Origin of the sequence: Caballeronia novacaledonica, assembly GCF_900258035.1 — a bacterium.
GTDB lineage: Bacteria > Pseudomonadota > Gammaproteobacteria > Burkholderiales > Burkholderiaceae > Caballeronia > Caballeronia novacaledonica.
In genome coordinates this window covers 160,121-172,949 of sequence record NZ_OGTP01000004.1, presented here as the reverse complement: position 1 = coordinate 172,949, position 12,829 = coordinate 160,121, and the positions used below count along the sequence as shown (strand labels likewise).

Annotated in this window: 13 protein-coding genes; 4 read left to right on the top strand and 9 right to left on the bottom strand. The window is 64.0% G+C overall.

The features are described 5' to 3' along the window. Positions 1 to 16: 16 nt before the first annotated feature. The 4 genes from NOV72_RS32545 to NOV72_RS08820 all read right to left on the bottom strand — a co-directional run bounded on the left by NOV72_RS32545 (position 17) and on the right by NOV72_RS08820 (position 2,867). Positions 17 to 274, bottom strand: a complete 258-nt coding sequence (locus NOV72_RS32545; RefSeq protein ID WP_216858865.1) for a DUF1398 domain-containing protein — start codon at positions 272 to 274, stop codon at positions 17 to 19. Positions 275 to 659: 385 nt separating this feature from the next. Further along, a complete protein-coding gene (locus NOV72_RS08830) occupies positions 660 to 1,247 on the bottom strand; it encodes a flavin reductase family protein (protein WP_106854208.1) in 588 nt (195 codons plus the stop codon). A 1-nt stretch (position 1,248) separates the two neighbouring features. Next, positions 1,249 to 1,953: a GntR family transcriptional regulator gene (locus NOV72_RS08825; protein WP_106854207.1), complete on the bottom strand. Its 705-nt coding sequence runs from the start codon at positions 1,951 to 1,953 to the stop codon at positions 1,249 to 1,251. Beyond that, complete coding sequence (locus NOV72_RS08820) at positions 1,950 to 2,867, bottom strand: polysaccharide deacetylase family protein (RefSeq protein WP_106854206.1); 918 nt, start codon at positions 2,865 to 2,867, stop codon at positions 1,950 to 1,952. Before NOV72_RS08820 ends, NOV72_RS08825 begins: the two co-directional genes overlap by 4 nt. 270 nt (positions 2,868 to 3,137) lie before the next feature. Between NOV72_RS08820 and NOV72_RS08815 the strand changes: the two genes are divergently transcribed. The 4 genes from NOV72_RS08815 to NOV72_RS08800 are packed head-to-tail and all read left to right on the top strand — an operon-like array spanning position 3,138 to position 7,349. Further along, positions 3,138 to 4,193 carry an ABC transporter ATP-binding protein gene (locus NOV72_RS08815; RefSeq protein WP_106854205.1) on the top strand — a complete coding sequence of 352 codons (1,056 nt, stop codon included), beginning with the start codon at positions 3,138 to 3,140 and terminating at the stop codon, positions 4,191 to 4,193. A gap of 37 nt (positions 4,194 to 4,230) precedes the next feature. Then, entirely contained in the window at positions 4,231 to 5,520 is a 1,290-nt protein-coding gene (locus NOV72_RS08810) for an ABC transporter substrate-binding protein (RefSeq protein WP_106854204.1), read from the top strand. A 16-nt stretch (positions 5,521 to 5,536) separates the two neighbouring features. Continuing rightward, complete coding sequence (locus NOV72_RS08805; protein ID WP_106854203.1) at positions 5,537 to 6,451, top strand: ABC transporter permease; 915 nt, start codon at positions 5,537 to 5,539, stop codon at positions 6,449 to 6,451. A gap of 1 nt (position 6,452) precedes the next feature. Beyond that, positions 6,453 to 7,349, top strand: a complete 897-nt coding sequence (locus NOV72_RS08800; protein WP_106854202.1) for an ABC transporter permease — start codon at positions 6,453 to 6,455, stop codon at positions 7,347 to 7,349. 4 nt (positions 7,350 to 7,353) lie between these two features. Here the strand turns inward: NOV72_RS08800 and NOV72_RS08795 are convergent, their stop codons facing one another. From NOV72_RS08795 to NOV72_RS08775, 5 genes are all read right to left on the bottom strand, one after another. Then, on the bottom strand, positions 7,354 to 8,046 hold the full coding sequence (locus NOV72_RS08795) for a TetR family transcriptional regulator (RefSeq protein WP_106854364.1): 693 nt from the start codon (positions 8,044 to 8,046) through the stop codon (positions 7,354 to 7,356). 65 nt (positions 8,047 to 8,111) lie between these two features. Then, positions 8,112 to 9,029 (bottom strand): ABC transporter permease, encoded by a 918-nt coding sequence (locus NOV72_RS08790; protein WP_106854201.1) that lies wholly within the window; start codon positions 9,027 to 9,029, stop codon positions 8,112 to 8,114. Beyond that, on the bottom strand, positions 9,026 to 10,144 hold the full coding sequence (locus NOV72_RS08785) for an ABC transporter permease (protein ID WP_106854200.1): 1,119 nt from the start codon (positions 10,142 to 10,144) through the stop codon (positions 9,026 to 9,028). The genes NOV72_RS08790 and NOV72_RS08785 overlap by 4 nt, the downstream gene beginning before the upstream one ends. Next, positions 10,141 to 11,712, bottom strand: a complete 1,572-nt coding sequence (locus tag NOV72_RS08780; RefSeq protein ID WP_106854199.1) for an ABC transporter ATP-binding protein — start codon at positions 11,710 to 11,712, stop codon at positions 10,141 to 10,143. The genes NOV72_RS08785 and NOV72_RS08780 overlap by 4 nt, the downstream gene beginning before the upstream one ends. Next, positions 11,709 to 12,734 (bottom strand): BMP family protein, encoded by a 1,026-nt coding sequence (locus NOV72_RS08775; protein WP_106854198.1) that lies wholly within the window; start codon positions 12,732 to 12,734, stop codon positions 11,709 to 11,711. The genes NOV72_RS08780 and NOV72_RS08775 overlap by 4 nt, the downstream gene beginning before the upstream one ends. Between the last annotated feature and the right edge of the window lie 95 nt (positions 12,735 to 12,829).

Here is a 12,829-nt window from a genome sequence, read left to right as displayed (position 1 = left end):
GATCGGGCAGTTCGCGTCAAACCATCACTTCAGGATAGTATTCAATGTATTCCTCAACGTTGCAGCCGGAATAGATCACGGATCGAATAAGATCGATGTCGTAACGGACCACTCCGGCATGCCATGCGCTTCTCAGAAATTCGGAGTAAGTGCTTCGGCCAGCCTGATCCGTCCGCAGCGCTTCGACCAATGCCTTGCGATCGAACGCCGGCACGTCGAGCGCGCCCTGCGGTAGTGGCGCGACTTGCTGAATCACGGCGCCGAGCGTCGTCACGTACAGACTCGGGCATAAGGGAAGATAACAGACATTGCTGGTCACGCCGGCTTGCCGAAGTACTTCGGCGAGTACGGAAACGCGCCGGACTTCAGTCTGCCCTGCATTGTCGGGCAGTGGCAAAATTCTCGATTGCCTGGCTCATTGCCTCTCCGTATCTCAAAGGGCTATTCGATCGGGATGTGTCGAATCTGATGAAGATCGGCGAGCTTTTGCACCAGCGAGCGAAGTGCGTGCCGCTCGACTTCGTCGAGTACAGAAAAGGATGATCGTCACGGCGAGCCATTACCTCGATATCGACAACGACCAACCTCATCGTTAAACCGATGAAAAGCATCGCATCTAATGGTGAAAGGTCTGGTCAGCCGCGCATGGCCATGCGCCATCACAACTGGAAGCGGTCACGCGTCGTCACGTAGTCGCTCGCGCCGAAGCGGCCTACCGGAAAGTAATGCTCCAGGCGGACGCGCCACGCATCGATATCGATGAGTTCGTCACGCGCATGCAGCATCAGCACGCGGCCGATGAAGATGTGGCGGCTCGCCGTTTCGAGCGTCTCCCACAACGCGCACTCGAACGCGACAGGCGCCTCGGCGATGCGTGGCGGCTTGACACGCGTCGAGGCAAGCGCGCTCAAACCCACCTGTTCGAGCTCGGAGACATCCGCGGCGAAGCGTTCGCCGCAGCGATGCATCTGCTGCGCGATGGCTTCATCGGAGAGATGCACGACGAACTCCTTCTCGCGCGGGACATTTACCGCGGTGTCCTTGAGCGTGCCGTCCGCCAGGCGGTTGATGCTGATCATGACGATGGGCGGCTCTTCGCCCAGCATATTGAACATCGAGAACGGCGCGGCGTTCACGGTGCCGTCCGCGCCGAGCGTGGTGACGAGGGCGATGGGCCGCGGCACGATCAGACTCGCCATGAGCTTGTAACGCTGGTACTCGGTAATCGCTTCAAAATCGATTTCCATGTCACTTCTCTGCGGTTTTTTGCGCGGGATCGAGGCCGAGGAGATGCGCAAGCCCGTTTGCGCGCGGCATGCGCGATGTCTCGATGCGCGCCTCCAGGCTGCGCAGATGCGCCATCATGTGGGCGATCGCGCCCGCAACATCGCGCGCTTCGAGGCAATCGAGAATGGCAGTGTGCTCGTCGTGCTCGCACGGTGCGTTGCCGACCGGCTCGTAAGCGCCGACGATCAACGAGCAGCGAGAGATCAGTTCGCCGAGATAGTGTTCGAGGATCGCATTGCCCGCAAGCGCCGCAATACGCAGATGGAACGCGCTCGCAAGCCGTGCCCACGATGGCTGATCGAAGCGATGCATCGCCTTGTGTTCCTCGTCGAGTTGTCCGCGCAACGCGACGATATCGGCGGCACTCGCGCGCTCCGCCGCGAGTTCGACGAGCGCACGCTCGACCGAACGCCGCGCCTCGAAGATCGCGCGCGTCTCCTCGCGGGTCGGCTGCGCGATCACCGCGCCCTTGTTCGGACGCAGCACGACGATGCCGTCGTACGCGAGCTTTTCCAGTGCGCGCCGCACCACCGCACGTCCTACGCCGAAAAGCGCGCATAGCTCGGGCTCGGGCAGTTTCGTGCCGGGCGCGAGCCTGCGATTCAGCACACCCTCGAAGATCGATCGATAGACGCGCGCGTCCGCGCTCTCCTTCCCGCTCGTCATGCGGCCTGCGCCGGCACGGGCACGGCTTCTTCGACATGACGCGCTATCGCTCCGGGCGTAGCGAGCCAGATCTCCTCGCGCGCCGCTGCGATATGCGCAAGCGCACGCCGCAAATGCCGCAACCGGTACGGCTGCCCGACGATATACGGATGCAGCGCGATGCCCATCACGAGCGCCTGCGGCGTGCGCGCGCGCAGCGTCTGTTCGAGCATCTCGTCGAACTGGTCGATGATGATGTCCGCGAAGTCGCGCATGTCCATGTGACGCGCCATGATCATCGGCAGGTCGTTCAACTCCTGCGGATACGGAATCGACCAGAGCGGGCCGCCGCGCGTGTTCATGCGCACGGGCCGGTCGTCGTGACACCAGTTGAGCGTGTAACGGAAACCCGTCTCGGCGAGCAGGTCCGGCGTGCGATGCGATTCGGAGATCCACGGCGACAGCCATCCCGAGGGCATTGCGCCGGAACATTCGAGCATGCGTGCGCGGCAGTGCGCGAGCAGCGCGCGTTCGCCGTCTTCGTCGAGATCGCTCTGGCGCTGCGCGTTCGTGTGACCGTGCGCGATGAGTTCGTCGCCACGGGCGGCGCATGCTTCGACGAGCGCGGGACAGTGATCATAGAGCGACGTATTGATGAGCGTGCCCGCGGGCAAATCGAGCGCATCAAACAGTTCGATGCAGCGCCACGCGCCCACACGGTTGCCGTACTCGCGCCAGCTGTAATTGAGCACATCGGGCTGCGGCGACAACGGCCCGAGCGCCGCGCCCAGCCCCTCGCCGAACGCGAAGTGTTCGAGGTTGAAGCCGAGGTAGACCGCGAGGCCCGCGCCGTTCGGCCAGCGATAACCATCGCTTTCGTGGATCGGCCGATAGTCGAAGCGCCCATGCGTCTTCAATGGAGCAAAGTCGTTCATTGTCAAATGTGATGAACCGGTTTGGTTAGGTCATGCCCCATGGCGGACGTGATCCGCACCTCGATCGCACACGTCAGGTGTCTGCGGATGCTGACGATCGAGCTCCGCGATCGTGTGCAATATGCGCGCCAATTCGTCGACACCTGCTGTCAGCGTATGTGGCAGCGTTCTGGTCCTGCGACTCGGCCGTGCTCCTGGGCACGAATGGCATATGTCTTGCAATGGCTTGCCCGCTGTATTCCATCAGCGTCTTCAACAGGACAAGCCTTCATGGTTCAACCGGCATCCACGGTGGTTCGCGCGAGCCCGGCCGATATCGAGCTCGTGCATGTTTCGAAGCGCTATGGCGATGCGCTCGCCGTCGACGCCATCGACCTGCGCATTCCCGGCGGAGCGTATTGCTGTCTGCTCGGGCCGTCCGGTTGCGGCAAGACGTCGACGCTGCGCATGATCGCGGGCCACGAGTGGGTCTCCGAAGGCGATGTGCTGATCGGCGGGCGCAATGTCACGCGCGAGCAGCCGGTCGCGCGCGGCACCGCCATGGTGTTTCAGAGCTATGCGCTCTTCCCGCATCTCTCGGCGCTCGACAACGTCGCGTTCAGCCTCAAGGTGCGCGGCGTCGCGAAGGATGCGCGCAGCAAGCGCGCGGGCGAACTGCTGGAACTCGTCGCGATGTCGGCCTACGCGGACCGCAAGCCTGCGCAACTCTCGGGCGGGCAGCAGCAGCGCATTGCGCTCGCGCGCGCGCTCCTCAACGAGCCGCGCTGCCTGCTGCTCGACGAACCGCTCTCCGCGCTCGATCCCTTCCTGCGCGTGCAGATGCGCGCCGAACTCAAGCGCTGGCAGAAGGCGCTCGGCATCACCTTCGTGCACGTCACGCATTCGCAGGAGGAAGCGATGGCGCTCGCGGATCTCGTCGTCGTGATGAGTCACGGTCATATCGAGCAGAGCGGCACGCCCTTCGACGTATTCAACCGGCCGCGCACGGAATTCGTCGCCCGCTTTCTGGGCGGTCATAACGTGCTCGGCTCGGACGGTCTGCTCTTCACGGTGCGCGCGGATCATCTGCGCATCGCGCCGCAGGGCGTCGCGCCCGGCACGAGCGCGGGCGACAGCGGTCTTCTGCGCATCGGCGGACTCGCGTGCACGGTGCGCGAAGCGGAGTATCAGGGCACGCATCTGCGCATGACGCTCGATCCGCTCGACGGCTCTGCCGAGCTCGTCTCGATGATCAGCGACGCCGACTACGACGCGCAACGCGCCGGCCCCGGCGCGCGCGTAACGGTGTGGTGGGACGAGCAGAACGCGCATCCGCTCGCCGCGTGAGATCAGGCAATCACAACTTCAAATTCGAGGAGAGTCCATGAACGACGAACAAGCCAACGCACGCGATGCAGACACCACGAACGCAGGCATTTCACGCCGCACGTTCATCAAGGGCGCGGTGGCGGCGGCGGGCATCGCCGGGTTTCCGTATGTCCACGCGCAGGAGAAGATCACATTGCGCTATCTCGGCACCGCGGTGAACCAGAGCGCGGAGATCGCGAAGAAGTTCAAGGAAGATACGGGCATCGAGATTCAGTACATTCCCGTCACGACCGATGATGTGACCAAGCGCATCATCACGCAACCCAACTCGTTCGATATCGTCGATACCGAATACTTCTCGCTCAAGAAGCTGATTCCCGCCGGCACGCTTGCCGGCATGGATGCGAAGCGCATCAAGCTTGCGGACAAGATCACGCCCGTATTGACCAAGGGCGAAGTGAACGGCAAGAAGATCGGCGACCAGGGCACCGCGCCGAAGAAGGTGATGTTCCTCAAGGGCCCGCGCTCCACCGAGTTCAGCGCGACGCCAACCGAATGGATGACGCTCATCCCCACGACGTACAACGCGGACACGCTCGGCATCCGCCCGGATCTGATCTCGCGGCCGGTGACGACATGGGCCGATCTGCTCGACCCGCGGTTCAAGGGGAAGGCGGCGCTGCTCAACATTCCGGCCATCGGCGTGATGGATGCGGCCATGGCGATCGAGGCGACGGGTCACGTCAAGTACGGCGACAAAGGCAACATGACGAAGGCGGAGATCGACCAGACGATCAAGGTGCTGATCGAAGCGAAGCGCGCCGGACAGTTCCGCGCGTTCTGGCGTGACTTCAACGAGAGCGTGAACCTGATGGCCTCGGGCGAAGTGGTGATCCAGTCGATGTGGTCGCCCGCCGTCACCAAGGTCCGCACGATGGGCATCGCGTGCAAGTTCCAGCCGCTCAAGGAAGGCTATCGCTCGTGGGCCTCGGGCTTCGGCTTTCCGCGCTCGCTGCAGGGCAAGAAACTCGATGCCGCGTATGAATTCGTCAACTGGTTCCAGGACGGCTGGGCGGGCGCGTATCTGATGCGCCAGGGTTATTACCCCGGCGTGACCGAAACGGCCAAGTCGCACATGCAGGCCTACGAGTGGGACTACTGGATGGAAGGCAAGCCCGCCGCTCAGGATATCAAGGCACCCGACGGCCAGTTGCTGGAGAAGGCCGGCACCGTGCGCGACGGCGGCTCGTACACCCAGCGCATGGGCGCGATCGCCTGCTGGAACGCGGTGATGGACGAGAACATCTACATGGTCCAGAAATGGAACGAGTTCATCGCCGCATAAGGGAGCGCCGCTCACGATGGCTTCGGTCGAATATCTCCAGCAGGCAAAGCAGACGCCGGTGCGTCACCGGCGCGTGAGCGCGTGGCTGCAAGCAACGCCGCTCACGCTGACCTTCCTGCTGTTTTTCATCGTGCCGCTCGTGATCACGCTGATCGTGAGCTTCTGGGACTTCAACGAATATCAGATCATCCCTGCCTTCACGCTGAAGAACTACGCGGCGATATTCGACGGCTGCGGTTCGTTCACGGACGTCTGCGTGACGTTCAAGACGTACTGGTCGACGCTCAGGTTCTGCGCGATCGTGTGGGCGGTGACGCTCGTGCTCGGCTTCGCGATCGCGTACTTCCTCGCCTTTCACGTGCGCACCACCGCAATGCAGACCGTGCTGTTCCTCGTCTGCACCATTCCGTTCTGGACCTCGAACGTGATCCGCATGATTTCGTGGATTCCGCTTCTCGGACGCAACGGACTCGTGAATCATGCGCTGATGTCGGCGCATCTCGTCGACCGGCCGATCGAATGGCTGCTGTACTCGAACTTCTCGGTCGTGCTCGCGTTCGTGCATCTCTACACGTTCTTCATGATCGTGCCGATCTTCAACGCGATGATGCGCATCGATCGCGCGCTGCTCGAAGCGGCGCGCGACGCCGGCGCAAGCGGCTGGCAGGTCATCCGCGACGTAGTGCTGCCGCTTTCGAAGACGGGCATCGTGATCGGTTCGATCTTCGTCGTCACCATCGTGATGGGCGACTTCCTCACCGTGGGCGTGATGGGCGGACAGCAAATCGCCTCGGTGGGCAAGATCATCCAGGTGCAGACCGGCTATCTGCAGTTTCCCGCCGCGGCGGCCAATGCGATCATCCTGCTCGCCGTCGTGCTGATGATCGTATGGGCGCTGACGCGCGTCGTCGATATCAGAAAGGAGCTGTGACATGGCGGGTGCAGTCGCGCATCGGGAACATCGGCCCGCGAGCTTCTACTGGCTCGCGCTCCTCTTCGGGATATTCGTGCTGTTCCTGTACGGGCCGGTCATCACGATCTTCATTCTGTCCTTCCAGGGTCCGGAAGGCGGTCTCACCTTCCCGATGCGCGGCGTCTCGCTGCACTGGTTCGCTGCATTGCGCGCCGGCGTCGGCGATATCGACATCTGGGCCGCGTTCGGGCGCTCCGTGAAGCTCGCGCTCGCGGTGACGGTGCTGACCGTGCTGTTTTCCCTGAGCGCGGGCCTTGCGTTCAGGCGGCGCTTTCGCGGCGATACCGCGGTGTTCTACGTATCCGTGGCGAGCCTCATCATGCCGTCGATCATCGTGTCGCTCGGTATCGGCCTCACCTTTCGCCTGCTTGACACGCTCATCAAATATCTGGCGAACGAATGGGGCTTCCAGTCGTTCGCGGACGGCTGGACCACATCGATGGGTCTCTTCACCTCGGCGCTCGGCGCGCATCTCACGTGGACGCTGCCGTTCGGCCTGCTCGTGATGTTCGCCGTGTTCAACCGATTCAATCCGGCGTACGAGGAAGCGGCGCGCGATCTCGGCGCTTCGCCGTGGCAGTCGTTCAAACATGTGGTGCTGCCGATCATCGGGCCTTCCGTGATCGGCGTCGGCATGTTCGGCTTCACGCTCTCGTGGGATGAAATCGCGCGAACCTCGCAGGCGATAGGCGATCAGAACACGCTGCCGCTCGAATTGCAGGGCTTGACGACATCGGTGACGACGCCCGTCATCTACGCGCTCGGCACGGTGACGACGCTGATGTCGCTTGCGGTGATGGTCGGCGGCCTGTTGATCGTGAGATCGATTGCCAGGCGCCGAAAGCTCGTCAACTGAAGGCCTAGGTCAGTTCGAGCACACGCTCTCCGGCAAGGAACGCGCGCACCAGTTCATGCGCCTGCGCCTTGTGCGCGGCCTGCCATGAAGGCGCGAGCATGTCGGTATCGAACATCCGCGAGATCGTGTACGCGTTCGACTTGTGGAAATAGGCCAGGCTCACGAGCGTCACGTACAGATGCAGGGGATCGATGCCGCGACGCAAGGTGCCCGCGGTTTCGCCGCGCCTGATGAGCGTGCGCAACTTGTCGAGCACGGGCGATGACATCGCCTGAATCACTTTCGAGCGCTTCAGGAAGCGCGCGCGATTCAGGTTCTCCCACGACAGCAGGCACAGCAATTCCGGATGCGCGGCGAAGTGGCCTTCGGTGAAATCGTAGAGCTGCAGAATGCCGCTCGCGGGATCGACGCTCCGCACGTCGAGCGTCACCGCGAGTTCCGCTTCGCGCAGCCGCGCGAGCACGTGCTCGAGCACTTCGACATAGAGCGCTTCCTTGCCGCCGAAGTAGTGATAGATCATGCGGATGTTCACCTTCGCGCGGCTCGCGATAGTCTCGACGCGCGCGCCGCTGAAACCCTTGTCGGCGAACTCCCTGATGGCGATCCTGAAGATGCGCTCGCGGGTTTTGGCAGCGAGCTGCTGGCGGCGTGTGGGCTCGTCTTTCTTGTTCTTCGCGGGAACAGCGGTACGTGACATGAATTCGATCGATGAGTTGAACACGGCGCGACGAAACACGATGGTACTCCGTCGCACCGCCGCCGCTAGCGTTTGAACGGCTGCGTAAGCGCGGGCGGCGCGGTCTGCCGGCCGATCAGCCCCGCTACCGCGACCAGCGCGAGCAGGTACGGCAGCATGATGAGCAGCGCGGTCGGCACGTGCAGGCCGAACATCGGCAACTGGAACTGCATGGCGGTGGCCGCGCCGAACAGCAGGCATGCGAGCGCCGTGCGGCCGATCTTCCAGTTGCCGAAGATGATCGCCGCAATCGCGAGATAACCCGTGCCGTTGGTCATGCCTTCGGTAAACGTGTGAATATCGCCGATGGAGATGAAGCATCCCGCCGCCGCCGACATCACGCCGGAGAACAGCACCGCGCCGTAACGGATGCGCGCGACGGGCAGGCCCGACTGATCGACCGAGCGCGGCGCGACGCCCGTTGCATGCAGCGCGACGCCGAGCGCCGTGCGGCGCATGATGACCGAGGTCGCCAGCAGCACCGCGAGTCCCGCATACAGCAGCCACACTTGCCCGAACACGGGTTCGCCGATCAGCGGCAATTTTCCGAGCACGGGCGGCGACCAGTGCGCGAGTCCCGGAATCGCGGCGCTCGACCGTTCACCAAAGATCTCGCGATAAGCGAGCGTCGTGCCGCCGAGCGCGAGAATGTTGATGCCGATGCCCGTCACGATCTGGTTAGCACGCAGCGTCACGCTCAGGAACGCCTGCAGCAGCGCGAGCGGAATCACGCCGAGCATGCCGCACAGCAGACCGATGGACGGGTTGCCGGTCAGCCATGAAAACGTCGCGCCGAGAAACGCGCCGGTGAGCATCATGCCTTCGACGCTCATGTTGAGGACGCCCGCGCGCTCGCTCACGAGTTCGCCGGTCGCGGCAAGCATCATCGGTGCGGAGAGTCGAATGGACGCACCCGCGAAGACCGCGAGAAGTTCGAGATTCATCGCCGTGCCTCTCCCTTGTCGAGCCACAACGCGCCGCCCGCGAGCGCGATCGTGACGATGCCCTGCACGATCAGCACGAGCGCCGAAGGCACCTGCGCGACCATCTCCATGTTGATGCCGCCCGAGCGCAGAAAGCCGAACAGCAGCGCCGCCGCGAACACACCGGTGATCGATCCGCGCGCGAGCAGGCCGACCACGAGCCCGTCGAAACCATAGCCCGACGAAAAACCCGCCTTGAGCGAGTATTGATCGCCTTGCAGCATCAGCGCGCCGGCGAGTCCGCTGAACGCGCCCGCGAGCGCCAGCGCGCCGACCAGCGATGACGTGATCGGCAAGCCCGCGCGTTTCGCCGCGATGGCGTTGAGCCCGGCGGCGCGCAGCGCGAGACCGAAGCGCGTGCGCGCGAGCAGGATCGCGGATGCGACGGCGAGCACGATCGTCACCGGCAAGCCGATGTTCAGGTTCATGCCGTTCGCGGCGAGGATCGCGGGCAGCTTGGTCGGATCGGGGATTTCGAGCGATTCGGGCAAGGTGGCGCCGTTCGTCATCGGCTGGCGCAGCAGCGCTTCGCTCTGCACGCACCAGTAGAGCAGCCATACCGCAATGAACGAGAGCAGCAACGTGCTGATGACTTCGTTGGTGCCGGCCTTCGCCTTCAGCACGCCCGGCACGCCGCCCCACACCGCGCCCGCCGCGGCCGCGCACAGCATCGGCACGATGAAGGAGAGACCGAAGGGAAGATGCGCGCAACCGCCATAGAGACTCATCGCGGTCGCGACGATGCCGCCGATCGCGAGTTGCCCTTCTCCGCCGACGTTCGTGAGCTTCGCGCGGTTCGCGATGACGAAGCCCGTGCCGACGAGCGCGAACGCGAGGCTGCGATTGATCGACGCACCGATCGCATACGGCGAGCCCCACGCGCCATCGGCGAATGCGGCGAGCGCCTCGGCGATGGAAACGTGCATCAGTGCGATCAACGCGAGCGCGGCGAGCATCGCGAACGCGACGGCCGCCGCGATCACGCATGCCACGCGCAAGTGCGGCCAGCGCGCGCGCCAGCTTTGCGGACCGGGCGCGGACGCGAGCGGTGTTTGCAGCTTCATGTGCGGATTCATGCAGTCTCTCCCGCGCCCGCCATCCACGCGCCGATGCGTCCGCGATTGCTCGCATCGGGCGTGCACGTGCCCATGATGCGTCCGCGATACAGCACGACGATGCGATCGGCAACGCTCATCAGCTCGTCCAGTTCGGAGGAAATAAGCAGCACGCCCACGCCGCGATCGCGCGCCGCGCGGATGTGCGAATACACGGCGGCGACCGCGCCGACATCGAGACCGCGCGTCGGCTGCGCGGCGAGCAGAAAGATCAGCGGATCGAGCGTCAGTTCGCGCGCGAGCACGGCCTTTTGCTGATTGCCGCCCGAAAGGCCGCCAAAGAGCGCATCGGGACCGCTCGCGCGCACATCGAAACGCTGCATCAGTTCGAGCGCCGCGGCGCGCATCGCACGGCGCTTCAGAAAGCCGCCGCGCGTGTAGCGGTCGAGATGATTGAGCAGCAGATTGTCTGTGAGGCTCATGCCGGTGACGCAGCCGACCGCGTGCCGGTCTTCCGGCACGATGCCCACCCCCGCTTGCGTGAGTTCGCGCGGACTCGCCTGAGTCATGTCGCGACCGGCGATGAAAAAGCGTCCCGCCGATGCGCCCGACATGCCCGCGAGCACCGCGCCGAGTTCGCTCTGTCCATTGCCCTCAACACCCGCAATGCCGACGATCTCGCCGCGATTCACCACGAGCGTGCAGTCACTCAGGCGCGCGACGCCTTCGGCATCGCGCGCGCTGAGTCCATCGATCTGCAGCACTTCGTCCTGCAACGGGCGCGAGTACGGCGAGGCGCTTTTCACGAGCGACAGACGCCCGGCAAGATCGTCGGGGGTGTCGTCGCCTTCGCGATGAATCATCGCGTGCACGAGCCGGTCGATCTCCGTCGCGGGCGATGCGGAGCGCGCCACCACGCGGCCCGATTGCAGCACGGTCGCATGGGTGGCGATGCGGCTGATTTCCTTCAGCTTGTGCGTGACGAGCACCACTGCACAGCCGCGCGCGGCCACGCGCTCGCAGGTGTCGAGCAAAGCGTCGATCTCGGCGGGCAGGAGCACGGCGGTCGGTTCATCGAGCAGCAGGAGGCGCGGCTCGCGCATCAGGCACTTCACGATCTCCACGCGCTGCCGCTCGCCGACCGAAAGATCCGCCACCTTCGCTTCGAGCGCCAGTTCCAGCCCGACGCCTGCGAGCACGGCGCGCACGCGTTCGGCTTCGCGCTGCCGATGAAGCCATCCGCGCGCCTGCCCGAGCAGCAGATTGTCGAGCACGCTGGCGTCGTCGACGAGACTGAAGTGCTGATGCACCATCGCGATGCCGTGCGCGAGCGCCTCGCGCGGATTGCGCGGACGATACGGCGCGCCGTTCACGCGCATGGCGCCGGAATCCGGCTGATGCACGCCGAAGATGACGTTGCACAGCGTAGACTTGCCCGCGCCGTTTTCGCCGAGCAGGCAATGGACATCGCCCGGCATCAGGTCGAGCGAGACGCCTTCGAGCGCGGTGAACGTGCCGAAGCGCTTGCCGATGTCCGTGAGCGCGAGGATCGGCGCGGCATCGACCGAAGGAGAAGGCAGCGTGCTCATCCCTCGGACACCTTGATCTTGCCGCTCAGGATGTCGTCTTCGATCTGCTTGAGCTTCGCGTCCATCGCGGGCGTCGACTTGCAGACGACCATGCCCGACGCCTTCGGTCCCATTGCGAGGCCGAACGCCTTGTAGCCGGGCTGCCACTGCCCTTTCTCCAGTTGCTCGATCGCGTATTGCGCCTGATAGCCGACGCCCGTGATGCTGTACGCGATATAGAGCGGATCGCTTCCGCAGCGGTCCGTATAGCTGCCGATGATATGCGTGTCTTTCTCCTTGGCGGCCTGTTCGAGCCCGCGCAAGCCGAGGTTCAGGATGTGGTAGTGCACGTCGGCGCCCTGCGCGATGGCCGCCGCCGTCGCTTCGCGCGACTTCGCGACGTTATCGAAGTCGCCGGTATAGCTCTCGAAGTATTTGATCTTCGGGTTGACGTAACGCGCGCCGTTGCCGAACTCCTTGCCCGCGTTGACGATCGACGGAATCTCCATGCCGCCGACATAACTCACCGCGCCATTCTTAGACAGCATCGCGGCCGCCGCGCCCGCGACGAACGCGATCTCGGCCTGCTTAACGTCATAGCCAGCGACATTGGCCGGCATGTTCTCGCCCTTGTTGCCGCCGACGACGGAGAACTTCACGTTCGGAAAGCGCTTGGCGATTTTGAGCACGGCCGCCTGCGTCTGTCCGCCGATGCCGATCACGAGCTGATTCTTCGTCGCGAGATTGGTGAGCGCCTGCTCCATGTCCGCGTAGTTGATGTTCTCGATGATCTGCGTCTTGAGCTTCGGCCCGAACTCCTTCTGCGCGGCGAGCACGCCGTCGTAGCCCGACTCCATCCAGCCCTTGTCCGTCTTCGAGCCGGGAATCAGCACGCCGACGCGCATCGCGTCATCGGCGGCGTGCGCATCGGAGAGAAAGAACGCGGGCGCGGCGAGCGCGACGACACCGGCCGTCACGACGAGGCGCGACACGAGACGACGGCGCAATTTTTCGCGAGAAGCCTGTTGCAAGCTCAACATCACTGGCACTCCTTTTGCGTTGACTTTCGGTAAGTAGGTTATTCATGACTGAAACGCTCATTGCAACTTCGATGCCAATGCGCCGTCAGTGCGATGAA

Excerpts from the sequence above, each read along its gene's own strand:
- NOV72_RS08830 (WP_106854208.1), bottom strand. The coding sequence starts at position 1,247 with ATGGAAATCGATTTTGAAGCGATTACCGAGTACCAGCGTTACAAGCTC.
- NOV72_RS08825 (WP_106854207.1), bottom strand. The coding sequence starts at position 1,953 with ATGACGAGCGGGAAGGAGAGCGCGGACGCGCGCGTCTATCGATCGATC.
- NOV72_RS08820 (WP_106854206.1), bottom strand. The coding sequence starts at position 2,867 with ATGAACGACTTTGCTCCATTGAAGACGCATGGGCGCTTCGACTATCGG.
- NOV72_RS08815 (WP_106854205.1), top strand. The coding sequence starts at position 3,138 with ATGGTTCAACCGGCATCCACGGTGGTTCGCGCGAGCCCGGCCGATATC.
- NOV72_RS08810 (WP_106854204.1), top strand. The coding sequence starts at position 4,231 with ATGAACGACGAACAAGCCAACGCACGCGATGCAGACACCACGAACGCA.
- NOV72_RS08805 (WP_106854203.1), top strand. The coding sequence starts at position 5,537 with ATGGCTTCGGTCGAATATCTCCAGCAGGCAAAGCAGACGCCGGTGCGT.
- NOV72_RS08800 (WP_106854202.1), top strand. The coding sequence starts at position 6,453 with ATGGCGGGTGCAGTCGCGCATCGGGAACATCGGCCCGCGAGCTTCTAC.
- NOV72_RS08795 (WP_106854364.1), bottom strand. The coding sequence starts at position 8,046 with ATGTCACGTACCGCTGTTCCCGCGAAGAACAAGAAAGACGAGCCCACA.
- NOV72_RS08790 (WP_106854201.1), bottom strand. The coding sequence starts at position 9,029 with ATGAATCTCGAACTTCTCGCGGTCTTCGCGGGTGCGTCCATTCGACTC.
- NOV72_RS08785 (WP_106854200.1), bottom strand. The coding sequence starts at position 10,144 with ATGAATCCGCACATGAAGCTGCAAACACCGCTCGCGTCCGCGCCCGGT.
- NOV72_RS08780 (WP_106854199.1), bottom strand. The coding sequence starts at position 11,712 with ATGAGCACGCTGCCTTCTCCTTCGGTCGATGCCGCGCCGATCCTCGCG.